Annotated in this window: 21 protein-coding genes; 8 read left to right on the top strand and 13 right to left on the bottom strand. The window is 47.0% G+C overall.

From position 1 onward, the window contains the following. Positions 1-165 precede the first annotated feature (165 nt). A complete protein-coding gene (locus DCW36_RS07485) occupies positions 166-1575 on the top strand; it encodes a hypothetical protein (RefSeq protein WP_128396957.1) in 1410 nt (469 codons plus the stop codon). On the opposite strand, the gene rpiB is transcribed toward DCW36_RS07485, so the two are convergent. The 3 genes from rpiB to DCW36_RS07470 are packed head-to-tail and all read right to left on the bottom strand — an operon-like array spanning position 1572 to position 4155. Beyond that, positions 1572-2009 carry a ribose 5-phosphate isomerase B gene (gene rpiB, locus DCW36_RS07480; protein ID WP_170312505.1) on the bottom strand — a complete coding sequence of 146 codons (438 nt, stop codon included), beginning with the start codon at positions 2007-2009 and terminating at the stop codon, positions 1572-1574. The two genes, DCW36_RS07485 and rpiB, sit on opposite strands and share 4 nt — an antisense overlap. A gap of 6 nt (positions 2010-2015) precedes the next feature. Further along, entirely contained in the window at positions 2016-2855 is an 840-nt protein-coding gene (gene tatC, locus DCW36_RS07475; protein WP_240676089.1) for a twin-arginine translocase subunit TatC, read from the bottom strand. A 25-nt stretch (positions 2856-2880) separates the two neighbouring features. Further along, positions 2881-4155 (bottom strand): serine hydroxymethyltransferase, encoded by a 1275-nt coding sequence (locus DCW36_RS07470; RefSeq protein ID WP_114777712.1) that lies wholly within the window; start codon positions 4153-4155, stop codon positions 2881-2883. A 160-nt stretch (positions 4156-4315) separates the two neighbouring features. On the opposite strand from DCW36_RS07470, the gene DCW36_RS07465 reads away from it, so the two are divergent. Continuing rightward, positions 4316-4555 carry a hypothetical protein gene (locus DCW36_RS07465; RefSeq protein WP_125185105.1) on the top strand — a complete coding sequence of 80 codons (240 nt, stop codon included), beginning with the start codon at positions 4316-4318 and terminating at the stop codon, positions 4553-4555. Positions 4556-4560: 5 nt separating this feature from the next. On the opposite strand, the gene DCW36_RS07460 is transcribed toward DCW36_RS07465, so the two are convergent. The 7 genes from DCW36_RS07460 to DCW36_RS07430 all read right to left on the bottom strand — a co-directional run bounded on the left by DCW36_RS07460 (position 4561) and on the right by DCW36_RS07430 (position 14277). Beyond that, positions 4561-7926: an IPT/TIG domain-containing protein gene (locus DCW36_RS07460; RefSeq protein WP_114777711.1), complete on the bottom strand. Its 3366-nt coding sequence runs from the start codon at positions 7924-7926 to the stop codon at positions 4561-4563. A gap of 730 nt (positions 7927-8656) precedes the next feature. Then, positions 8657-10552: a T9SS type A sorting domain-containing protein gene (locus DCW36_RS22520; RefSeq protein ID WP_164891054.1), complete on the bottom strand. Its 1896-nt coding sequence runs from the start codon at positions 10550-10552 to the stop codon at positions 8657-8659. Between the two features lie 158 nt (positions 10553-10710). Beyond that, positions 10711-11292, bottom strand: a complete 582-nt coding sequence (locus DCW36_RS07450) for a hypothetical protein (protein WP_114777710.1) — start codon at positions 11290-11292, stop codon at positions 10711-10713. Positions 11293-11861: 569 nt separating this feature from the next. Next, the gene (locus DCW36_RS07445) at positions 11862-12557 is read right to left on the bottom strand and encodes a metallophosphoesterase (protein WP_114777709.1); all 696 of its coding nucleotides are present in this window, start codon (positions 12555-12557) and stop codon (positions 11862-11864) included. Between the two features lie 113 nt (positions 12558-12670). Next, positions 12671-12910 (bottom strand): hypothetical protein, encoded by a 240-nt coding sequence (locus tag DCW36_RS07440; RefSeq protein ID WP_114777708.1) that lies wholly within the window; start codon positions 12908-12910, stop codon positions 12671-12673. Between the two features lie 95 nt (positions 12911-13005). Next, positions 13006-13320, bottom strand: coding sequence for a hypothetical protein (locus DCW36_RS07435; RefSeq protein ID WP_125185103.1), 315 nt, complete (start codon positions 13318-13320; stop codon positions 13006-13008). Positions 13321-13407: 87 nt separating this feature from the next. Then, complete coding sequence (locus DCW36_RS07430; RefSeq protein ID WP_114777706.1) at positions 13408-14277, bottom strand: SDR family oxidoreductase; 870 nt, start codon at positions 14275-14277, stop codon at positions 13408-13410. Between the two features lie 510 nt (positions 14278-14787). Here DCW36_RS07430 and DCW36_RS07425 point away from each other — a divergent pair. The 6 genes from DCW36_RS07425 (at position 14788) to DCW36_RS07400 (ending at position 19836) form a co-directional block, all read left to right on the top strand. After that, the gene (locus tag DCW36_RS07425; protein ID WP_114777705.1) at positions 14788-15057 is read left to right on the top strand and encodes a 4a-hydroxytetrahydrobiopterin dehydratase; all 270 of its coding nucleotides are present in this window, start codon (positions 14788-14790) and stop codon (positions 15055-15057) included. A 123-nt stretch (positions 15058-15180) separates the two neighbouring features. Beyond that, on the top strand, positions 15181-15867 hold the full coding sequence (rsmI, locus tag DCW36_RS07420) for a 16S rRNA (cytidine(1402)-2'-O)-methyltransferase (protein WP_114777704.1): 687 nt from the start codon (positions 15181-15183) through the stop codon (positions 15865-15867). Continuing rightward, positions 15833-17503 (top strand): apolipoprotein N-acyltransferase, encoded by a 1671-nt coding sequence (gene lnt, locus DCW36_RS07415; protein WP_240676088.1) that lies wholly within the window; start codon positions 15833-15835, stop codon positions 17501-17503. Before rsmI ends, lnt begins: the two co-directional genes overlap by 35 nt. 53 nt (positions 17504-17556) lie before the next feature. After that, positions 17557-18357 (top strand): inositol monophosphatase family protein, encoded by an 801-nt coding sequence (locus tag DCW36_RS07410; RefSeq protein WP_114777703.1) that lies wholly within the window; start codon positions 17557-17559, stop codon positions 18355-18357. Positions 18358-18865: 508 nt separating this feature from the next. Then, positions 18866-19057: a FeoB-associated Cys-rich membrane protein gene (locus DCW36_RS07405; RefSeq protein WP_114777702.1), complete on the top strand. Its 192-nt coding sequence runs from the start codon at positions 18866-18868 to the stop codon at positions 19055-19057. Between the two features lie 473 nt (positions 19058-19530). Beyond that, the gene (locus DCW36_RS07400; RefSeq protein WP_240676087.1) at positions 19531-19836 is read left to right on the top strand and encodes a hypothetical protein; all 306 of its coding nucleotides are present in this window, start codon (positions 19531-19533) and stop codon (positions 19834-19836) included. Positions 19837-19906: 70 nt separating this feature from the next. Here DCW36_RS07400 and DCW36_RS07395 read toward each other — a convergent pair whose 3' ends face one another. From DCW36_RS07395 to DCW36_RS07385, 3 genes are all read right to left on the bottom strand, one after another. Beyond that, positions 19907-20830: a mechanosensitive ion channel family protein gene (locus DCW36_RS07395; protein ID WP_114777700.1), complete on the bottom strand. Its 924-nt coding sequence runs from the start codon at positions 20828-20830 to the stop codon at positions 19907-19909. Between the two features lie 43 nt (positions 20831-20873). Continuing rightward, a complete protein-coding gene (locus DCW36_RS07390; RefSeq protein ID WP_114777699.1) occupies positions 20874-21896 on the bottom strand; it encodes an SPASM domain-containing protein in 1023 nt (340 codons plus the stop codon). A gap of 132 nt (positions 21897-22028) precedes the next feature. After that, positions 22029-23204, bottom strand: coding sequence for a baeRF7 domain-containing protein (locus tag DCW36_RS07385; RefSeq protein ID WP_114777698.1), 1176 nt, complete (start codon positions 23202-23204; stop codon positions 22029-22031). Positions 23205-23265 lie beyond the last annotated feature (61 nt).

Raw genomic sequence — 23265 nt, 5'->3', positions numbered from 1 at the left:
TTGTTCGGGAAGGGTTCTGACGAAATGTTTTTTGAGCAGCATAGCAGCGTTATGGTGCGAGAAAAATATGAAGTCAGGTTCCTTTCCGGGCAATTTGCAGCGCAAAGGACGGAATTTAAACATGCTCTAAAATAAATTTATCGTTGTTATTAACTCCTCCTGCACGTGATTAGTTACTTCCGAAGTCTGTTGCCTTCCCGACTGATCCTGCTCGTGGTGCTTTACCTTGCCATCCGGCTGCCGCTTCTTTTTCTGAATCTGCCGGCTACTGTTCCGGAGCTATACGCTATGCTGGTAGGAGAGCGGATGGCTGACAGCGCAGCCTTGTACCGCGACATTTATGACAGCATGGCCCCGCTTTCGGCTATGGTGTACTGGCTGATCGATTTGCTGGTGGGCAGGTCTTACCTGGCTTACCGGATGGTGGCGGCTGCGCTGCTTTTACTGCAGGCGCTCCTGTTTAACAGCATCCTGAACAGGCTCCATGTGTATGGCCACAAAAACTACATTCCGGCGCTGCTGTACCTTACCTTTGGCTGCCTCACGTTTGAGTTCGACATGCTCACGCCGCTGCTGATAGGCAATACCTTTGTTATCCTGTCGCTGCCTTACATCGTTACGGTTTCGAGGGAGGGGCTCGACAACAGCCGCCTGTTTATCGGGGGATTTATGCTGGGCCTGGCCGCGCTGAGTTACCTGCCCCTGACACTCTTCCTGCTGCTGGCTTCTGTTGCGGTGTTCTTCTTTGCCTCCAGCACCTTCCGGAGCTTTCTGCTTATGCTGTGTGGGTTTGCTTTTCCGTATGCCGTACTTTTCAGCTATTACTTTTATACCGGGGCCTTAGGCGGTTTCCTGGAGCTGCACCTGCTGCGGTCGTGGCAGTTTGGAACGGAGTTTATTATTCCGCCTCTCGACCTGGCCAAAATACTCGTACTGCCGGCGCTGGTGCTGGTGTTGTCGTTGTTTTCTGTATTCTCGCTGCCCCAACGGCTGGTGTTCCAGGAAAAGTTTCAGCAGCTGATGGTGGTGTGGCTCCTGGTAAGTATGCTGGTAGTAGTGGCGCCCAACGAGGTATCGGCGTGGATTTTTGTTGTCCTGCTTCCGCCGCTGGCTTACTTCGGCGAGTACCTCTTTACCGGCCGCCTGAAAGCCTGGATACTTACCTTGATTTACCTGCTGGTGCTGTCGGGGGTAGTGGTGCTGCGTTACCGGCAGGTGCTGGGGCTACACCAGGTTCTTACAATAGACCAGTCGCGCCTGGTGTTGCCAGAAGAGCAGGCAACGTCCGTAAAAGGTAAAAGCATACTGGTGCTGGGCGATGACATTACGTACTATGCCCATAACAAGCTGGCTACGCCTTATCTTGACTGGCACCTTTCGCAACGGCACTTCAGCCACCTGAACGAATACCAGGCTGTGTTTGAACTCTACAAGAACTTTACAGCGGAAGCTCCCGAGATAATAGTAGACCAGGCAGGGCTCATGCCTGAGCTGCAGTACAAGCTTCCTGAAATTTTCGGGAACTACAAACCTGCCGGTACCGGAGAAACTGCTAAAATCTACAGCAGAAATTAGCAGCCGGTTATTTTACGTACACGCTCTGCGTGGCGTCCTCCCATAAAATCAGTCGACAGGAACACCTTCATCATGTCTACGGCTTCTTCTACAGACAAAAACCGGGCAGGAATGCAGATAATGTTGGCATCGTTGTGCTCACGGGCCAGTTTAGCCAGGGCAGTTTGCCAGCAAAGCGCCGCTCTTATCTGTGGGTATTTATTGGCTGTAATAGCTACGCCGTTTCCGCTGCCGCACACCAGCACGCCAAAGTCAAACTTCTTTGCTTCTACGGCTTGCGCCAGTGGGTGTACGTGGTCCGGGTAATCTGCCGAGGCATCAGAATCAGGTCCGAAATCCTGCACTTCATGGCCAAGCTCTGCCAGCACTTCTTTCAATACATTTTTGTAGGAATAACCGGCATGGTCGCCTCCAATTGCTACTTTGTAAGACATAATAATTTAGTAGGTATTATTTTCGTTTAGTCGCTTTAAATCGCTTTTCTGAATAGATCTGGAAACGCTGATACTTACTTCGTAAAGCACCAGCAACGGCATGGCTATCAACAACTGGCTTATCACATCCGGAGGTGTGATCACGGCCGACAATACAAGAATAACAATGATAGAGTGGCGACGGTACAGCTTCATGATCTCCGGCGACAGCAATCCCGCCTTCGTAAAGAAGTACACGATTACCGGCATTTCAAACATAAAAGCGCAGGCCAGGCACAACGTGGTAAGGGTAGAGATGTAGGACGAAAGGTCGAACTCGTTCTGGATTGTAGGATCGACCTGGTAGCCGGCCAGGAAATTAATGGAGATAGGGGAGACCACATAATAGCCAAACAGCAGCCCCATGATAAAGAGTATCGACACAAAGAAAACGGCTCCACGCGAACTCTTCTGCTCCTGCGGGTAAAGCCCCGGCTTCACAAAGCGCCAAATTTCCCAGAACGCATACGGAAAGGCACAGGACAAGCCCAGCACCAGCGACACCATAATATGCATGGCAAACTGCCCGCTCATCTGGCGGCTCTGGATGGTAAAGCCCAGGTCTGTGATGCACAGCACATCAGATCCTATTCTTTCTCCCAGCTCGCACAGAAACCTGTAGCTAAAAAAGTCTGTGCGGGCGGGAGCCAGAATAATGTCATGAAAAACAAACCCTTTGGCCAGAAAGGCTATAATGGAAAATACCAGGATGGAGGCAAGAGACCGGATAATATGCCACCTTAACTCCTCCAGATGATCCACAAAGGACATCTCCTGCTGCTCTTCTTCCATATAGGGCTTGTTCATGTAAAGGGTAATCTACTAGATACTATTAGTAAGCAAAAAGCGGGTACTGCTGCAGCCAGTTGTTTACCTCGCCACGTACCGCACTGATCTTACTTTCATTGTCATGGTTTGCCAGCACATCATCTATCAGCGATACAATGCGCTCCATGTCATTTTCTTTTAAACCTCTTGTGGTGATGGCAGCAGTTCCTACGCGCATACCGGAAGTCACAAACGGAGACTTATCATCGAAAGGCACCATGTTTTTGTTGATGGTGATGTCGGCTTTTACAAGCGCGTTCTCGGCCAGTTTACCGGTTAAGCCTTTGGAGCGCAGGTCGATCAGCATCATGTGGTTGTCTGTGCCACCGGAGATGATCGCATACCCACGGTCTACAAATGCTTTGGCCATCGCCTGTGCGTTTTTCTGAATCTGCTCCACATAGCTTTGGTAATCGTCGGTCAGGGCTTCGAAGAAAGAAACGGCTTTGGCAGCAATCACGTGCTCCAGCGGTCCGCCCTGTGTGCCCGGGAACACAGCGCCATCGAGCAGCGACGACATCATTCTGATTTCACCTTTTGGTGTTTTCAGCCCGAATGGGTTTTCGAAGTCTTTGCCCAGCATGATCATACCGCCTCTTGGCCCACGGAGGGTTTTGTGGGTAGTGGTGGTAACGATGTGGCAATGCTCAAACGGATTGTTCAGCAGGCCTTTCGCTATCAGACCGGATGGGTGCGAAATATCGGCCATTAAAAGCGCTCCTACTTCGTCGGCAGCTTCGCGCAGTTTTTTATAATCCCAGTCGCGGGAGTAGGCAGATGCACCGCAGATGATCAGTTTTGGTTTCTCGCGGCGTGCTGTTTCTACTACCTTATCGAAATCGATGCGGCCAGTTTCCTGCTCTACCCCATAAAACGTAGGCTGGTACAGTTTACCCGAGAAGTTTACCGGCGAACCGTGCGTCAGGTGCCCACCGTGTGACAAGTCGAAACCCAGGATTTTATCGCCCGGCTGCAGCACGGCCAGCATAACGGCAGCGTTTGCCTGCGCGCCTGAGTGCGGCTGTACATTTGCCCATTCGGCACCAAAAAGTTCTTTGGCACGGTCGATGGCCAGTTGCTCCGACTGGTCAACAATTTCACAACCACCATAGTAGCGTTTGCCCGGAAGGCCTTCGGCATACTTGTTTGTCATTTCGCTGCCCATGGCCTGCATCACCTGGCCCGATACGAAGTTTTCAGATGCTATCAGTTCGATGCCATGTGTCTGGCGTGCCTTTTCTTTTGCGATCAGGTCAAAAATGGCTAAATCTTTTTGCATTGCTACAGTTGCTTGTGATGAAAGTTCAAAATTAAGGTATGCACCTGAATAAACCAATGTTTCGCGGGTCAATATACGTTGCCGCCGTGTATTCCGGTTTGTTGATACACAAGCCTTTTCCTGCTCTTCGGGTTCTACATTGATTAAAAGGAATCCAAAGATGTTTCCTGCAGGAGCAGAGGCTGTGGTGACAGCAGCAGCAAACTTGTTTGAACCGCTGACAGGAGTAATGTCGAAGATCCTGAAGAATTTCGGGGAAATGATTGATTTGAAAAGATGCAAGAGAACAGTGGGTCTGGTGACTGGGGCAGCAGTATATCCTGACGGAAAAGAATCCTCAGAAAACAACAAAGCCCGGCAGACGGGCTACCGGGCTTTGTTAAGTATTCGTACTTTCTAAAGAGACTATTGCTTCAGCACTTTCACTTTATGTACAGTACCGTTTAATTCTACTGTCAGCATATATACTCCTTTTGTTAACAGGTCGTATACCGGCAGCTGTATTTCGTTTTCACCTTTACGAACGGCCGCTTCTCTGGTGTAGATCTGCTTGCCTTCCAGGCTGTATAAACGAACTACTGCTTTTCCTTCGCTTAGCGCTGTAACAAATACTTTGGAGTTATAGTTGATCGGGTTCGGAGCAACCGTTACGGACTCCACTACCTGTACTACAGACTCCACTGCCAGCACGTTGCTATACTCAGAAGTGCCATCCAGGTCAACCTGCTTTAATCTGTAGTAGCGTGTGCCGCCTGTGGTGTAGCTGTGCTTGTACTGGTATTTTGTAAGTGTTGCACTGTTAACCACTTTGCTGTCTACGCGTCCGATTTTCTCAAAGCCGCTGGTCGGGTCATAGGACATTTCAACATCGAAGTGCGAGTTGTCTTTCTCAGAAGCTGTTTTCCACTCTAACAGCACACCGTCCTGCTGCTGCACGTAGGTGAAAGAGGCAAGTTCTACTGGAAGTGGAGCACCCTCAGGAGGAGTAGCTTCGCCTTGCACTGCTACGTTTACTGTAGAAACTCCGGCAGATGCATTGGTTATATTACCAGAATGTGAACCTGCAGTAGTAGCGTAATATCTTACATAGATTGGTGTTGCCGGAATGCTTCCGTCTGCACCAGGTATAACATCTACTGATGTACCAAAACCACCGTCAGAGCTCAAGGACACCTGGAAGTTTAATGGTGCACTAACTGTTACTTTATCTGTAAAGTTTGTACCAGAAATAGAATAGTTCTGTACTGCTGAAGCCTCGCCTACCGTTGTGCTAAAGCTGGTTAATGTACCAGATACATTAAGCGTTGGCGTTACCGTAAATGTACCTGAAGTTACAGTACCTTCTGTTGTAGTCAGGCTGATGGCACCGGTTTGTGCTCCGGCAGGAACTGTTACAATAACAGCCGTTGCAGTTGCAGAAGAAACTGTTGCCGCTACTCCTCCGCCAAATACTACTGTTGGTGTACCACCCTGATTCAGTCTGTAACCGTTGATTTGTACCGTTGCACCTACTGCACCGTTATTTGGTGATAAGCTTGTGATGCTAAGCGGTTCAACTGCTGTACCGGAGATTGCAAAGCTTTCGGTTGCGCCTTCTGTAGTGTGTACTAAGTTTCCGCTGTGGTTTCCTACTGCAGTCGGCTTGTATCTTACATATATTGCTTTGTTTGTATTTTCCACAGCTGATGGCAACATAGTTACAGAAGAGGAGAAGGTAAAATTGTTAACCGATACCTCGAAATTTGCAGGGGCCGTAATAGTAAGGTTTGTTGCAATGTTTGTACCTCTTACAGTATACTGTTGTGATGCTGTTGTTTTACCTGCAACAGTGCTAAAAGGGCTTAAAGATTGAGTGATAGTTACTACAGGACTTAACACTGTGAAGCTAGCTGATGTAGCCGTGCCCTCGCTTGTAGTAACTGTTATAGGTCCTGTCTGAGCCGCAGTTGGAACTCTCACATCAATAGCTGTTGCACTTGCGCTGATTACTGTACCAGTTGCTCCACCTGTAAATGTTACAACCGGGTTACCGCCTACATTAAGTTTAGTACCATTAATAGTGATGGTCTGATTTAACTTGGCACTTGTTGGGTTCACACTTGTAATAGCAAGTGACGCCTCAGTTGCAGTTCCTTGCACCTGAACACTTTCAGAAATTCCAGATGACTCATGTACAATAAATCCAGTGTGTGAACCTACTGCGGTTGGCAAATATCTTACATATACCGTACCGGAAGCATTACCACCAGGTTGCAGGAACAGAGATGCAGTCTGACCAAAATTTACATTATCAGTTGATATCTGGAAATGAGCAGGAGCCGATACAGTAATACCACCTGTCAGGTTCGTACCGGAAACAGTATATTGCTGTACAGCAGAGGCAGTATTTTCAACAGACTGGAAAGCAGCCAGAGGTGTTCCTGTTATTGTGATAGAAGGTTTGATAATGGTGAACGATGCAGAAGTGGCAGAGCTTTCAGTTGTTGTCAGACTTATTGAACCTGTTTGTGCACCAGCTGGAACTGTTACAACTACTTTTGTTTCACTAACAGAGGTTACACTCGCTGCTATTCCTCCACCAAACACCACTGTTGGTGTACCTCCTATATTTAGCCTTGTACCTACTATTGTTATAGAGGCACCTTCTCTTGCACTTGTGATAGTTGTACCTGATGCGTTTTCTATTCTGGTAATAGAAGGCTTAAGTACCGTAAAATTTTGCGAGCTATAAGCTGTACCGTAATTACTTGTTACTACATCAACTCTACCAGATTCAGCATTTGCTGGAACTACTACCTGAACCTGAGTAGCCGTTGGGACAGAAGCAGGAGACGCATTACCAGCTCCGCCAAATATAATAGTATTTGCCGCTTCCAGGTTTGTACCAGTAATTGTAATTAAAGTTCCGGGAGTAGCTTGTATCGGATCGATTATAGTAATAGTCGGGATGATAACTTCAAATGGTTCGCTACTTACTGCCAGAAGCACTTCGGCAGTAGCATCATAAAATTCAAGCATAGATGTGCTTGCACCTGCTGGAACCCTAAACTTAAATGAAGTAGAAGTTACATCATAAGCATAAGCAGATTTTGCAGGATCAACAAAATATATTTCAAAAACACTCTCCAGATTATAGCCACTTACAGTCACTTCTGTTCCAATTCCCCCTACTTGAGGCGCTATGTTTGTAATGGTTGGCGTGGATATCCCACCTGAGAGATTTATATCATCTATTTTAAGAGTACCCCTGCTTCCTGTATGTGAAAATCGCAGACTCCAGTTTGCTACTTTTGGGAAAGGATTGTCCTGGCTGTTTAGATAAGTCCAACCTGCTGCACCTGACACAGCAAGAGAAGGTACAGCAACCCATGATCCGGTGCCAATACGATACTCTACAGTAAGTGCTGCACCTGTTGTGCGAAATACACCAAAAGCTAAATCTACAGTTGAATAACCTTCTGTGTTTAAGCCTGAGATTATTAAATCTTGATTTTTGGTAAAGTCAGCATTATTACCTGCTGACGCACCTGAATAATCACTGGGGCTATCTCCTTTTATTGATGCTGTTCCAGAGATAGCTGCACTCGTATTATGTGTGTAATCTGTATAATCGGCAAGTGCGCTTGGCACAGCACCAATCCCAAATGATTCCTGGAAAATTGTTTCCCGTCCCTGCCCATAGCCGGTGGCTACGACACATACGAAAAGCATACACTGTACCGCAAGCGGTACCAGCAGCTTTTTTAAATTTGGCGTAAAAGTTTTTAACATGGCTAAAAATTAATGAATGATGATTTTCCGGAGAAGATTCTTAAAATCTTACAAAAGTATTAAATAAATAATGATTTAAACAAAAACAAAAGAATACTTTTTCGATTTTTTCTGACCAAAATAACTTTTCAGCCAAAATTTAAAGATTTCAATAACAGTAAACAGTTGCTCCATAGCGTTTTTTGAATATTAAGTTTTATAATAGCTTCATCATAGACAACCGAAGGAGGTAAATAATTTCAAAAAACCTTAAATTTTTTTAAAAAAAAGAGCTTTTTTTAACTACACTGATTTTCAAGCAAATATAAATTGAGGCAGAGTTATTAGCTATACCTACTTTCAGGTATTTTTTCAGCTTACAACAGCCTTGCACTTTAACCATACTTTTTCATCTTGCTGAACACAAGCCTTAAAAACAAGAACTAAAATAATAATATTTTACTATTATTTATTTTTATTTCACAAAAAACATATCTTAATAATGTTTAATATAAAACATTCGCAATATTATTCAACCACCTGCAAGTTCTTATCAACATCAGACATTGCGAAAAAAAAGGAAATGCAAGCACGCACTCTGTCTAATCAGATAAAAAGGAGTAAATCATTTAATCACTACTCTTGCAACTACCACACAGTCAGTTTTGGCAGGCATACAAAAAATGGTAAAACAAAAGAGGCTGCCAGAATTACCGGGCAGCCTCCTTGCTATTTTACTGTTAAATGAAAGTTATTTCTTATAGATTACCTTCATTGTTTTAACCTCACCAGGAGTTACAATACGAACCACATAAATGCCTTCCAGCAATTTACTATTTCCTAATTGATAGTTGTAGGAAGATCCTGCCAAGCCTTCGCCGGCAGCAATTTCCTTCACCAGGGCTCCTTTAACATCCATTAGCTCCAGACGGTAACTGCCAGCTTGCTTTAAGGTAAAACCTATGGTAGCAGATTCGTTGAATGGGTTTGGATATACAACCAGACTGGTAGCCTCTGTCTGCAGACCTGTTACTTTAGATGCTGCTGTTGCAGTTGCTTCACCGCCATTGCATGACCCCAGGGAACAGCCGTGGTCAAGATGCGCCTGAACAGCACTTGGTGCAACACATATTTCCTGTCCTTTGTGACACACAAGCACTTTATCATTCTTATTGCCGCAACGTACATCTACCACAGTAATTGTTACAGAGGTAGTAGCTTTACAACCGAACTCATTAGTAGCTGTTACAGAAACAGTATATACACCACCGGCTGTTGGCTGAACCACTGTACTCGCCCCCGTTGTGTTACTTAATCCAGCTGCAGACGACCACTCGTAGGTAGTAGCAGCAGGCGCAGACGTACTGTTAGAAGCAGTTAGTGTAACCTGGCTATCGCCATAGCCCAGGTAAAATACTTTCTCTCCGCCTGCCACATAAACACCCTCAGAAGAAACACCACTTATTGCCGGAACAGGAATAGCACCGATAACAGTCACCTCTTGTGTGGCAGTTGCCTTATTACCGGCTACATCTGTCAGTGTCCAGGTAACTACCGTTGTGCCAATAGGGAAAGTGGCTGGAGCATCATTTACAAGACTTGCAACACAATTTTGTGTTATGAAAGGCACACCAAGCGCTACACCTGTAGCACCACATAAGCCAGGAGTGCAGTTAACAGTTAAAGCAGCAGGAGCAGTAATGGCAGGCAATGGATTAATAACAACAGCATAACTTTCTGAAGCAATTTCAGGACTACTTGCTACCACTCTAATGCGATAGTTTGTTCCAAAAGAGAGATTAGCAGGAACTGTTACTTTTATTTCGCCAGATCCTGTACCCACTACGGTTCCGATGGTGGTAAAGGAGCTAAAATTTCCTGAAGCGTCAGAAAGCTGAACTGAAAATGTATTACCGGTATTAAAAGTACCGGTGGCAGTAAATGGCACACTTACTTCTGTTCCCTGACAGAAAGAATTATTAGTGAGTGCCTCTATAACCACAGCTGATATCTCTTCCTCTTCAGCAGGCACTTCGGTAACAGGCTCTTCGGATGTTTCGGAGCCTTTGCGACCTCTCGCCATGTAAGAAATCAGGTTCTTGTGAATGTTTGATACTTCCTGTATAGGTGCCCATGCCTTGAACTCCTCCTGGAAATAAGCTAACGTCAGACCGCCAACCATCACTGATCCATTTCCCCATTCTTTTTCAGCCAGGTATACTTCGGCGGATTCAGCGTCTTTAATAACACTGGAGAGATCTGAACCAAAAACCTGGAAATGGGCAAAAGCACCACCGCTCCACACGCTTCCTGTTGGTGTAAGCGGACCTTTAAACATAGGGTGATTTGGATTAGCACTTTCTCCAAAGGCACCGAAAGAACCATCCCCAACCCACGTCAGCAGTAGATCGCCAAAGCCAACTTGTATCAGATCGGGTCCTTCGTTTGGTGCAGCGTTTAGAAGCAGGTTACCTCCTTCGCTCACCCAATTTTCGATTGCAGCGCGGTGATTATCCAGGAAAGCAACCATTTCTTCTGTGCCGCAGTTGCTTCCTTCTATAAAAAGAAAGTCGATATCTTTGGTTAACAGAGAGGCCACATCAACTGTTTCGAAGTACTTGTATTGCCAGTTTCCTTCCCCAAGCACGGCATTCAGGGCTTTTTCATTTCCGCTGGAGTTCCAGAAGGCACCGCAGGTATTGGTGCGCAAATACACGCTCTTTTGAGCAAAGGCCTGGAAGCTGCCTGTTACAGCAAACAAGCAGAGGAGTAAGAGTAGAATTCTTCTTTTCATATACACATTCTTTATTTCTGTTCAACAACTACAAGATCATAGATTTCGAACCTGGTCAGCCCGGGTCTTAGCAGCGACACATATTGATAGGCTGGCGTAACAAGAACAGAAGAACCATCAGCACAATCTTTAGCAACTGTTTCTCCCGGTGCGAGCAGCAGTGTTTTAGATGCGCTGTTATTTATCTGTATATCCTTGCCCCTCAAAGAGAGCTTTTCTTTCCAGGAAACTTCTACAGGCTTATTGCCCGCATTGCTGAACTTAATCAGCACAACATCCTGCTGTTCACATTTGGAGAATGTGTAATACACGCTCACTTTTCCGCTTGTACTATGCAGGGTCCAGGGCTGGTTATCGTTTACCTGCCCATAGCTGATCTTCATCCCAAAAAAGAAAAAGACCAGAACCAGGAAAGCGCAGAGAAGCTTGTGGGAATCAAACCATGCTGGGTGCAAAGGCATAGTTTTGCAAACTGAGTAACATTGCTTCATAACATTTTGGCTAAAAATTAAAAGATTACTATTTATATTTAAAATTTTATTATATACTATCAAGTCCTTCTGATTTTGAAAGCTTTTTTTCAAATCAACCAAAACTAATTATTTTCCTATTCAAACCAATAATCAGTACTTGGCTCAAACCATCCCCAGTTACAGTTAACATCATTATTATCGCTTCTTAGGAATTGTGAAGCACAAGCAAAGTCTTTCAAACCCTAACTTATGTTAACGCATGCCAAATATTTGCCTTAATACTGCACCAACTATTGTATAAAAATATTATAATTTATTATTGCTATTAAACAATAACATTCTTTTAATATTTATATTGTTGTAAATGTAAAATTTATTTTCCAAATACAAACAATGTTACAATTATATTTTTGTAATATTTAAATATCTCAAACTACACAAAAAAGATAAATTCATGATATATACCTGTCAATAAACCCTTTACTATACCTAATATTAAGCTTCACTTAAGGACAATGGAAAGATTTGCTGACAGACTACAGGTGTTACAGAATTTCTATAATAAAAATGAGGAGCAGCGAGAATGGTGGCATGTACAGCCGAGGAGAAATAACTTAAACAGGTGTAGTGACTGGTGCAGAAACAACCGGGTAAATGTTGTGTTAAAGATCTGAATTGTGTTTCTGATTCTAACTCTTCCTCCTCACCGGGTAAGGCCGGTCCAGGTTGTTCTGGATAAACAGCTCAAAACTATCCAGGTCCAGGGCGACCAGATTGCCGAGGGGGGCATTTTTGTAGTAAGCACAGCCCGCATCCAGGTTCATGCGAATGTCGTTATGCGAAATGGCTTTTTTAATGGCGTGCAGCGGTTGAGGCGTGTGGCCATGCAGCAGGTATTTATCTGAAAGTTTTTTCCGGTCGGGCTTGTAGTTCCGGATGTTGAGCATAGCATCGGTGTCGCGGAAGATGTCGTCCTGCCTGAAATCGAAGCCGGCGTGCACCAGGAAGTAGTCGGGCAGCTCCAGGTAAAAGGGCAGGTCCTGCAGGAAGTGCAGGTATTTGTCGGGGAGGTGCCGGAAATCTTTGATGTCGAAACTGCTTAGGGTCAGTTCTTTTTCGGTGTTGCTAAGCTTTACGGCGCAGTCGCCGGCTTTGGCAGCCGTAACCAGCATCTGGTCGTGGTTGCCGCGCAGGCAAAACACCTGGTAGTGCTGCTTTTGCAGGTGCATGATAAAGTCGATCACCCCTTTGCTGTCCGGGCCTTTGTTTACGAGATCGCCTAAAATATAAAGCTCGTCTTCTTTCTGAAGATTTAACAGATCCAGCACCAGGGCTTTCAGGGTCAGGACACAGCCATGAATGTCGGTTAAGGCGTAGCGGGCCATAAAGGTTAATTAGCGCTTCTCCAGGGGCAACAGCACTTAAGTGCGCTGCACTATACACAGAAATAGCACCGGTTAGTCCGGTGCTATTTCTGCTAAATATAGCTAATTATTTATTAATTATACTTACCCTTATCTATATCAGGTTTATTCAGGTTACGGTTCGGGTGACTCATCCGAACGTTTTCCCCTGTCTCATCAGGTCCGGTAGTGTACTTATCCTCCAGTTCTTCGTGCTCCGCACGGGTCTGCTGGCCCGGATCTACTGGTTTTCCGCCAGCGGCTTTGTCCTGTCCTCTTCCGCTTGGTCTGCCCTCGTTCTCACTACTGGGCTTCGTATGCTTATATGATGGCATAATTACCTCCTCTTTCTTTATAGTTAAACAATGGCCTGAAACCTCGCATTACTAAAATGCTGCTCCAGCGCCTAAAATTATTCTTTAGTACCACTTCACGAGCCTCTGCCTTCCCCTTCGGTACGCATATTATCGGGTGGCTGTACGCCATCGTCGGCGAAATCGTTAACGCCTGTGGCCGATGGACCCTGGCCGGCAGTATCGCTGCCATAGCCTTCTTTGCCATCGCGGTTGCCGAAGCCACCGCGCTGATTTTCATTTTTTGGTGGGTCAGCATCCGGGATTCTATGCCCTGCACGCATTTCCTGCTCTGAAGTATCGTCTTCTATGACACGCACAGGTCTGTCGTGGGGGCCTTTGCCTTTGTGCGGCTGGTCCTGTGGTGCGTTAGCTCCTTTTTGATTTTCCATAGTCATTTCAATTTAACAGCTGCGGCTTCTGAAAAGCGACAGCATATAAATCTTTTACTTAAAACAGCTGCTTATGGTTTAGCTCTTTTACGAGCCTACCTGTTCGCCACCGTTCACATGGATGATCTGCCCGGTAATATAAGAGGCATCGTCGCTGGCCAGGAATACATAGGCCGGCGCCACCTCCGATGGCTGTCCCGGACGCTTCAGCGGCACATTTTGGCCAAACTCTTTTACCTTCTTCTTATCAAAAGAAGCCGGAATAAGCGGTGTCCAGATAGGGCCTGGCGCTACAGCGTTTACTCTTATTTTTTTATCGGCCAGGTTAGCTGACAGGGAGCGGGTAAAGGCCGTGATAGAGCCTTTTGTAGAAGCATAATCCATCAGGTGATGACTGCCCCGGTAGGAAGTTACAGAGGTACTGTTCACGATAGCGCTTCCCTCTTTCAGGTGCTCCAGGGCGGCTTTGGTCATGTAAAAGAAGGAGAAAATATTTGTCTGGAACGTGCGTTGCAGCTGCTCTTTGCTTATATCCCGCAAATCTTTCTGCTCGTGCTGCTCGGCAGCATTATTTACCAGCACATCCAGCTTGCCCAGTTCCTTCACCGTTTTCTGCACGGCTTCTTTACAAAATGCTTCATCGCCTATGTCGCCGGCAAGCAGCAGGCATTTGCGCCCTTCCTTCTCCACCAGCGCTTTGGTGTCGCGGGCGTCTTTGTCTTCGTTCAGGTAGACGATAGCTACATCGGCCCCTTCGCGGGCGAAATGAACAGCAACGGCACGACCTATGCCACTGTCACCTCCTGTTATCAGCGCCACTTTTCCTTTCAGTTTATCACTGCCTTTGTAGGAGTCCCGGATAATCTCGGGCTTCGGGTTCATCTCGGTTTCCTTGCCCGGCTGAACATCCTGTTCCTGTGGTGGTAAAGATTCTGGTTTGTTATCCATAGTTTTCATAGTTTTAGATGGTACTTAGCCGCTGTTGCAGCCTTAACCTATACGCCTGCTCTTTTATGCTTGTTTTGTTTTAGTTATTGGTTGTTCGTTATTAGTTAATAGGGAGGGCATGGAAGTTAGAAAGTTTATGAGTTAGAGAGTTTGGGAGTTTAGGAGTTTGGGAGTTTGGGAGTTTGAGAGTTAGAAAGGTAGAAAGGTAGAAAGGTAGTTATTTTGTAGGGGTTGAAAATCTTCAACCCTGTAACAGAGAGGTAGAAAGGTTAAGGGTTTAGCTGTAGAGACGCGATGCTCGCGTCTCCTGCACGGACTACAAACAAACCTAATCCTGAAAATCCTGATTCAGACAAGAAATCCTGTTTATCCTTAAATCATTTAATCGTGTTCAGACAAAAAAATCAGTTGAATCATTAAAATCACACAAATCACAGTTCAGACAAAGGAGCAGTGGCTGTGGTGGCAGGAGCAGCAGTATTTTATAACCGAAAAGACAGAACAGGAACGGTACATTTTATGTGGACAGAAGAAGACAACAAGTTAAAGCGGCAGTTTACGTTTAAAGATTTTAAACAAGCCATGGCGTTTATGAACGAGGTGGCTGAAGCAGCGGAAGATATGAATCATCATCCGTGGTGGAGCAATGTGTACAACAAAGTGAACATCGAACTCACCACACACGATGCCGGAAACACCGTTACCTCCCGCGACCACAGCCTTGCCCGACGCATCGATGCCATTGCGGAGAAGTTTGGGAGTTTGGGAGTTAGAGAGTTGGGTAGTTAGAAAATTTGTAGAGGTTGTAAATCTTCAACCCTTTTACAGGCCCGGGAGTTTGAGTGGTTGAAATGTTTATTTGATAAAGGACATTTTTCTAAGCGATAGCTTTAATCTTAGTAACTTTGCTTTATGCAGGAACCTGAGAAAACCAATTTGTATTTAGTGCCGACGCCCATCGGTAACCTCGAGGACATTACACTCCGGGCTATCCGGGTGCTGAAGGAGGTAGACGTGATTCTGGCGGAAGACACCCGCACCAGCGGAAAGCTTCTGCAACACCTGGGCATCGAGAAGCGCATGCACAGCCACCACCTGCACAACGAGCACAAGGCGTCTGCGCACCTGGTAGAGCGCATGCAGGCAGGGGAGGTGATGGCGCTGGTGTCGGATGCGGGTACGCCTGGAATTTCTGACCCCGGTTTTTTGTTGGTCCGGGAGTGCCTGCGCCACAACCTGAAAGTGGAGTGCCTTCCGGGGCCCACTGCTTTTGTGCCGGCGCTGGTGAAATCGGGCTTCAGTACCGACCGTTTTACCTTCGAAGGATTTCTGCCACTGAAAAAGGGCCGCCAGACGCGCCTGCTGAGTCTGGCAAACGAAGAACGGACCATGATTTTTTACGAATCGCCACACCGCCTGCTCAAAACGCTCACGCAGTTCAAAGAGTACTTTGGCGGCGAACGCATGGCTTCTGTTTCACGTGAAATCTCGAAGATGTTTGAAGAAACCATTAACGGTACTTTAGACGAGCTGATTCAAATTTTTACTACCAAAGCAATCAAAGGTGAATTCGTCATTGTCGTACAAGGCGCTAAATAGCCGTTTTATATACCCGTTTCTGGCGCTGAACAGTGCCTTTTTCCTTTGGCTAGGGTGGCCCGTGAAGCCGCTGGCGTTCTTCCTGTTTATCGGGTGGGTGCCGTGGCTGTACATGGAGCAGCTCATCAGCCAGAGCAACAAACACAAAGCACCGGGCTTTACGTTCTTTAAGAACAGCTACCTGATGCTGCTGCTCTGGAACCTGTTTACCACCTGGTGGGTAATGCACTCCACGCTGCCCGGCGGTATAGCGGCCGTGGTTCTGAACGCGCTGCTGCAAAGCATGCCGCTGATGGCTTTTTTCTACACCAAGAAATACTTCGGCCGTACCATCGGCTACATTTCACTTATTGCTTACTGGATCGCCTTCGAGCAATTGCACCTGACCTGGGACCTCTCGTGGCCCTGGCTGACGCTGGGCAATGGCTTTGCCACCCTGAACCAGTGGGTGCAGTGGTATGAGTACACCGGTTTCCTGGGAGGTTCGGTGTGGGTGCTGGCTGTTAATATCCTGATCTACCGGGCTATTCGCTATTACCCGTACCAGCCGGTGAAGCTGAAAAGACTGCTGCTGCCAACGGCTGTCCTACTTGTTCCGATCCTTATCTCTTACCTGATACTGGCCAAGTACGAGCAGCAGGGCGAGCCTGTGGAGGTAGTGGTGGTGCAGCCAAACATCGACCCGTATCACGAAAAATTCTCGGGCCACGACAACTTTATTCCGTACCCGGAGCAGCTCCAACGACTCATTACCCTGTCGGAGCAGCAGCTAACGCCGGAAACTAAATTCCTGGTGTGGCCTGAAACCGCTTTGCGTATCGACCAGGGCTATTGGGAAGAAACGATCGATGTGTATCCGTACATCAAGGAGATCAAAGATTTTCTGGCGCAGCACCCGGGGCTGGAGCTGGTAACCGGAATCGATACCTATGCCTTCTACGGCGACCGGAAAGACGCCAGCCCTACCGTCCGTTACATGGAAGGCTTCGGCTACTACGACTCCTTTAACACCGGCATGCACATCAACAGCAACGGCCAGGTTGACCTTTACCATAAGTCGAAACTGGTGCCTGGTGTCGAGAAGCTGCCTTACCCGCAGTTCTTTAAATTTCTGGGGCCTTTCGCCATAGACTTGGGCGGCACTGTGGGCAGCCAGGGCAGCCAACTGGAGCGCGACGTGTTCTTCCATCAGCAGCAAGCAGAAATGGGCGCTGCTCCGGTAATCTGCTACGAATCGGTGTATGGCGATTATGTGTCGGGGTACGTACGCAAAGGAGCCAGCCTGATCTTTGTGATTACCAACGACGGCTGGTGGAGCGACTCGCCCGGTTACAGGCAGCATTTGCAATATGCCACCCTGCGCGCCATCGAAACCCGCCGCAGCATTGCCCGCTCTGCCAATACCGGCATCTCCGGCTTTATCAATCAGAAAGGCGAAATTACAGACCGCTCCGGGTGGTGGGTACCTGCCGCTTTGCGCCAGACCATCCTGTCGAATACGGAGCAAACTTTTTACAGCCGCAACGGGGAGTATATTGGCAATACGCTGCAGTCGCTGGCGCTGGTCATGCTGCTCGGCACAGTGGTAAAAGGCGCTATCCGCCGCAAGCGGCCCAAAAACATGCAGCCTGCTTAATTTTTCCTGCCGCAGAAGCAGGAAGCTTTACTTAAACTATTAAACATCGAACTATGAATTTAGAGCACCTTTCACAGAAACTGAATACTGTTGCCAGAAAAGTAGGTGAATTTATCCGGTACGAAGCCGAAAACTTCGACCGCGGCAGAATAGAACTCAAAGGTTTTAACAACCTGGTGTCGTATGTAGACAAGGAGGCGGAAGTACAGCTGGTGGCTGCGCTGCGCGAGCTCTTACCTGAGGCTGGCTTCATAACCGAAGAAGGCACCGACAGCACACAGCAGGAGCGCTACAACTGGGTAATTGACCCCGTGGATGGCACGACCAACTTTACGCATGGCCTGCCTATTTTCTGTATCAGCGTTGGCCTGATGGAATACAACGAGGTAGTGGCCGGCGTGGTGTACGACATGTCGCGCGACGAGTGCTTTTATGCCTGGAAAGACGGTGGCGCCTACCTGAACGGCAAGCCTATAAGAGTATCGGAAGCGCCTGCCCTGAAAGATGCGCTGATCGCGACCGGCTTCCCGTACCGGGAGCAGGGCCTCACGCAGCAATACATGCAGATCCTGATGTCGTTCCTGGCAAAATCGCATGGCTTCCGCCGCCTCGGTTCTGCCGCTATCGATCTGGCATACGTGGCAGCAGGCCGTTTCGAAGCTTTCTTCGAGTACAACCTGAACCCCTGGGACGTAGCAGCCGGTGTACTTTTGATTAAAGAGGCAGGCGGCAAAATCTCCACCTTCACCGACCTCAACGGCGATTACCTGTTCGGAGGCGAAATAGCCGCCAGCAACGGTCATATTCATTCGGAGGTAATGGAAACAATTTCGGAGTTCTGGAAGAAAGCTTAAACTTGTTTTGGTTATTGGTTGTTAGTTATTCGTTATTGGGGAGGAGATTGAAGTTAGAAAGTTTAGAAGTTTGGGAGTTTAAGAGTTTAGGAGGTAGAAAGGTAGATTTTGTAGGGGTTGAAAATCTTCAACCCTGTAACAGAAAGGTAGTAAGGTTGGGGGTATGGCTGTAGAGACGCGGTGCCCGCGTCTCCTGCACTAACCACAGACAAACCTAATCCTGTTATTCCTTAAATCTTCTTAATCGTGTTCAGACAAACCAAATCCTGAAAATCCTAAAATTCTGTAAATCCTGATTCAGGCAGAAGAGGAGAGGCTATGGAGGCAGGAGCAGAAAGGTTTTTTGTCTGAATTTGGATTCGCCAGATTTATGGATTTTCAGGATTTGGTTTGTTTGCGGATCGTGCAGGAGACGCGGGCATCGCGTCTCTACAGCCAGACCTCCAACCTCTCTACCTTTTTACTTTTCTAACTCTCTAACTCCCAAACTCTTAAACTTTAAAGAGATATGATACAGGAAATAATAATCTTTATCATTTTTATAGCGGCGGCGGCTTACATGGCACGCCTGCTGTACAGGAATTTCAGCAGCAAAGGCAGCGGCTGCGCCAAAGGCTGTGGCAGCGCCTGTTCTACCATCGACTTCAAAAAGATTCAGCAGGACCTGGAGCAAAAGCAGCTGCAAAAGAAGATGCAGTAGTTACAGTAGCTACTCATCACCAAAGATGGCTTTCGCCATAAAAAGCCTTTCTGCTCCTGCCACCACAGCCACTGCTGTTGTCTGAATCAGGATTTACGGAATTTTAGGATTTTCAGGATTGGGGTTGTCTGAACACGATTAAGAAGATTTAAGGCATAACAGGATTGGATTTGCCTGTGGTTCGTGCAGGAGACGCGGGCACCGCGTCTCTACAGCCATACCCTTAACCTTACTACCTTTCTGTTACAGGGTTGAAAATCTTCAACCCCTACAAAACTTTCACCTCTCTACCTTTCTACCTCTCAAACTCCTAAACTCTCTAACTCTCTAACTTCCCAACCTCCTTCAGCAGAATTTCTGCTCTAAAACTGTATCCTTGCTTCTTTTTTGCGTATAGGTCTATACCTGCAAATGATATCACTAAAAATCTATATGTTATGCAAGATAAAGTTGAAGAAAGATCTCTCGTTAACGTGTTGAACCGCCTCAAAAAAGAGGGTGGTTGTACCCTTGATTTCAAAGTTACGGAAGACGGACGCCTGACTACGATGGATGGAAAAGAAGACTTCCGCCCGGACCAGGTGCGCATCGTGGACTTCTACCGGTTTGAAGGTGAAAGCGATCCCGATGACATGTCTATTTTGTATGTGCTTGAAACCACTAACGGGTTAAAAGGAACAATTTCCAATTCGTATGGTCCCTATGCCGATGAAAACATCGATACTTTTATGAAACAAGTAGAAGATTTAGGGAAAGACCTTGATAAAAAAGACAAGTAAACAGAAAGGGCCGAACAAATCGGCCCTTTCTGTTTTAATTTCAACCTATCAATTATTCTTAACTCTGCGGTTACTCTAAATTCTGCTTCCCTTCTTTTACCGATGCCCGCAGGGCCTCCAGCTTCTCCGACAGTTTCTCGCCGTCTTCTCCACCAAACTCCAGTGTCCGGATAGGGAACGGAATCGTGATGTTATTCTGGTCAAACGCTTTCTTTATCCGGATGATAGCATCGCTTTTGGCGCCCACATAATCAACCTGCCGCTTATAGGTAATCCAAAAGCGTGCTTTAAACACGATGGAGCTATCGCCAAATTCATCGTACATCACCTCCACTTCTCGTGTCTTAATACGGTTCTTCACATCTTCCAGCGCCTCTTTCACAATGCCTTGTACCCGTTCCAGGTCTTCGGAGTAGGATATGCCTACCGGAAGGTCTACACGCCGGGCGTTGTAGTAGGAGAGGTTGGTTACCGGCTTTTCAAACACCAGCTTGTTGGGCAGCTTTACCAGCTCGCCCGTGGTTTGCCGCACATCGATGGTGCGCAGCGTAATACGCTCGATCACACCGTCGTACTCGTTGGTCTGGATCATGTCGCCTACTTTAAAAGGCCTTTGCACGGCAATAATAACCCCCGAAATAAAATTAGCCGCAATGTCCTGAAACGCAAAACCGAGAGCCAAACCAATGATACCGACACCGGCCAGCAACGAAACTACTACCTTGTCGAGCTGCAGAATGCTTAAGGCAAAGAAGAACCCGACCAGGAGCAGCAGCAGGTATAGTATTGTAGAAATCAGGTTATTGATTGCTGCGCTTTGGGAGAACCGGCTGATAATGCTGTCTAACCCTTTCTGGATAAGCCCTGCTACATAAAAGGTAGCAATTACCAGCACAATGGCCACAAAGAAGTTGGGCAACATCTGTACAATATAAACCCCCCAATTCTCCAGCTTGCTGAGCAGGAGCTCCAGCGCTCTGTCAAGATTATTCATAATGCTTGTTTTTTACATGTTCATCATCTTAATGCCTGCCGGTTTAGGCCCATACCCGGGTACCTTCGGTACAGTTACGGCACATTTCAATTTCCGACCTCGACTTAATTAACGCCTGCCTGAAGTTTCGGTACCTGGCGCCCCGCCACAGGCTGCGGAAGGTTTCTTTTTTCAGATCGCCCTGCCGGTATTCGGCATCTTTATCAAAACAGCAGGGCACTACTAAGCCATCCCAGGTGATCACGCAGGAGTGCCACATCTTCCAGCAGTGGTTCAGCAGCTTGTTTTTGATGGAGTAGGTTCCGTTGCCGTTATTCCTGTACCTCGAATAATAATCGATGGTGGGAATAAGCGAAGAGCCGTTTTCGTAATCGTAGATCTGGGCTGTTTTAAACACTACTTCGTCTACACCGAGCTCTTTTGCCAGCTTTTGTACGTCTTCGAGTTGGTGCTCGTTGGGACGTACGACTAAAAACTGAAACATGAGGTGCGGTGTTTTCGATTTCAGCTTTTTTTTCCACTTCACTACGTTACGCGTTCCTTCCAGCACCTTCTCCAGCTTTCCGCCTACCCGGTAAGCAGCATAGGTTTCCTGGGTGGTGCCGTCTATTGAAATGATCAGGCGGTCCAGCCCGGACTCTACGGTCTGCCGGGCGGTTTCGTCGTTCAGGTAATGCGCGTTGGTAGAAGTCGCCGTGTAAATTCCTTTGCGGGAGGCATACTGTACCAGTTCCAGGAAGTTCTTGTGCAGGTAGGGCTCGCCCTGGAAGTAAAAAATAAGGTAGAGCAACTGCCGGTGCAGCTGGTCGATAGTTGCTTTAAAAAGCGAATCCTCGAGCATGCCGGTGGGGCGGGTAAAGGAGCGCAGACCGCTGGGACACTCGGGACAACGGAGGTTGCAGGAGGTAGTAGGTTCAAACGAAATGCTAAGAGGTACGCCCCAGTGCCAGGCCCTGCCTGTTAACCGCGACACCACGTAGCTTCCTGTAACCTGAGCGGCGTTGAGTACACGCAGCGGCGTTAGCTTGGAAAGAAAATTAAAGGCATCTGTCAGGTGAAACTTCATTTGCTGAAATATAGCGCAAAAAGTTAAAACATGGCAATATCACCACATTTAACTTATAAACCATAAAAAGGGGCAGCTGTTCAGGCTGCCCCAAAATAATTACTGCTGCCGGCACCAAAGCCACTGCTGCTGTTAGTACCTGAAAAGCGCTTTCACACTGACTCCTTCGCCAGCCTCTGACAGGCCATTGTAGTCGCTCACAAACACTTTACCACCCTGCGAGATGGTTTTAATAGCTGCCAGGTTTATCAGGTCGTGGTCGCCGCGCTGGTATTGGTCATGCACCACCGCGGTGGCGCTTTTTTCGTCGTAGGTGCCCCATACAGGGTTGCTTGGCGCAATAAACAACGTGTCTACACGGCCATGAACAGCTTCTGCCGCCACGGTGGCAATGTTTTCAGACGTTACACCAGTACCTGCTACATTCTGATAACGGTCCAGCGAATCGGAGTGGCTTTGCTGCATGAGTGGTTTCATAATGGCCACTGCTTTTTCGTGCAGCAGGTTTATGTTTTCCTGCCCCTCGTTCATGTTGATGTTTTTCGGTACAATATTTTTGTACTTGCTGATGTTGCGGTAAATACTGCAGTAGTGGTCAACGCCGGCCAGGATCAGCGGCTCTGTGGCATCGTGCAGTATCTGCTGCATGCTGTTATCTATTTCCAGCATAAACTCTCTTACCCGCTCATACTCCTCGTCGCTTTTGGATGCGCCCGGCCCGTGTACAATGTTAGTACCGTTTACCGTAGTATTGGAATGCGTGAAGTCCTGGTCATGACCCTTGACATCAAACTTAAGCGCTTTGTTCATGGTTTCGGGCACGATCGAACTAATGTCAATCTGCCGGATTTTATCGATGGTAGCCTCGTAGAAGCAGACCTTTTCGCGGTACAGCCAAAGAATAAAGTAACGGCCATTCTGGCTGAGAAGCGGCAATATGGGTGTAAAGTAGAAATGATCCAGCACATACACCATGGTTGGCATCGTGATTGGGAGGGTGTAGTATGTAGAGAAGCCTTTGGTGATAAACACTGCCAGACCCTCGCCCTGGTGGCGCCAGAAGTTATTGTCATTCAGTAAGTCTTCGGCCGGCTTCAGATAAGCAGCTATTTCAGCCTCCGACAGATCATGTTTTTCCAAAAGCTCCCTGGTTTCGCGTATCTGGTTTTTGAACGCGATGCTATCCATACCATTCAGTGTCTCTTTACCGGCACGGTGAGTGGGCAGGTAGATAGAAATGCACAAAGTGTTTGTGTTACTTTGTACATTAATCAGCTTCTCAATGTCTTTTTGTTTGATCAATGCCATAATTTTATAGTGTTAAGTAGAGTTTCATTAAAAAAATGAACGGCAATAAAACTTCTTATTA

This window comes from Botryobacter ruber, from assembly GCF_003347595.2.
Taxonomy (GTDB): domain Bacteria; phylum Bacteroidota; class Bacteroidia; order Cytophagales; family Hymenobacteraceae; genus Pontibacter; species Pontibacter ruber_A.
This window is presented reverse-complemented; position numbering and strand designations above follow the sequence as displayed.

Bases quoted from the DNA above. Each gene is read 5' to 3' on its own strand.
- rpiB (WP_170312505.1), bottom strand. From the start codon at position 2,009: ATGTCTTACAAAGTAGCAATTGGAGGCGACCATGCCGGTTATTCCTAC.
- tatC (WP_240676089.1), bottom strand. From the start codon at position 2,855: ATGAACAAGCCCTATATGGAAGAAGAGCAGCAGGAGATGTCCTTTGTG.
- DCW36_RS07470 (WP_114777712.1), bottom strand. From the start codon at position 4,155: ATGCAAAAAGATTTAGCCATTTTTGACCTGATCGCAAAAGAAAAGGCA.
- DCW36_RS07465 (WP_125185105.1), top strand. From the start codon at position 4,316: ATGTTTCCTGCAGGAGCAGAGGCTGTGGTGACAGCAGCAGCAAACTTG.
- DCW36_RS07460 (WP_114777711.1), bottom strand. From the start codon at position 7,926: ATGTTAAAAACTTTTACGCCAAATTTAAAAAAGCTGCTGGTACCGCTT.
- DCW36_RS07445 (WP_114777709.1), bottom strand. From the start codon at position 12,557: ATGGCCCGCTACGCCTTAACCGACATTCATGGCTGTGTCCTGACCCTG.
- DCW36_RS07440 (WP_114777708.1), bottom strand. From the start codon at position 12,910: ATGCCATCATATAAGCATACGAAGCCCAGTAGTGAGAACGAGGGCAGA.
- DCW36_RS07435 (WP_125185103.1), bottom strand. From the start codon at position 13,320: ATGGAAAATCAAAAAGGAGCTAACGCACCACAGGACCAGCCGCACAAA.
- DCW36_RS07430 (WP_114777706.1), bottom strand. From the start codon at position 14,277: ATGAAAACTATGGATAACAAACCAGAATCTTTACCACCACAGGAACAG.
- DCW36_RS07425 (WP_114777705.1), top strand. From the start codon at position 14,788: ATGTGGACAGAAGAAGACAACAAGTTAAAGCGGCAGTTTACGTTTAAA.
- rsmI (WP_114777704.1), top strand. From the start codon at position 15,181: ATGCAGGAACCTGAGAAAACCAATTTGTATTTAGTGCCGACGCCCATC.
- DCW36_RS07410 (WP_114777703.1), top strand. From the start codon at position 17,557: ATGAATTTAGAGCACCTTTCACAGAAACTGAATACTGTTGCCAGAAAA.
- DCW36_RS07405 (WP_114777702.1), top strand. From the start codon at position 18,866: ATGATACAGGAAATAATAATCTTTATCATTTTTATAGCGGCGGCGGCT.
- DCW36_RS07395 (WP_114777700.1), bottom strand. From the start codon at position 20,830: ATGAATAATCTTGACAGAGCGCTGGAGCTCCTGCTCAGCAAGCTGGAG.
- DCW36_RS07390 (WP_114777699.1), bottom strand. From the start codon at position 21,896: ATGAAGTTTCACCTGACAGATGCCTTTAATTTTCTTTCCAAGCTAACG.
- DCW36_RS07385 (WP_114777698.1), bottom strand. From the start codon at position 23,204: ATGGCATTGATCAAACAAAAAGACATTGAGAAGCTGATTAATGTACAA.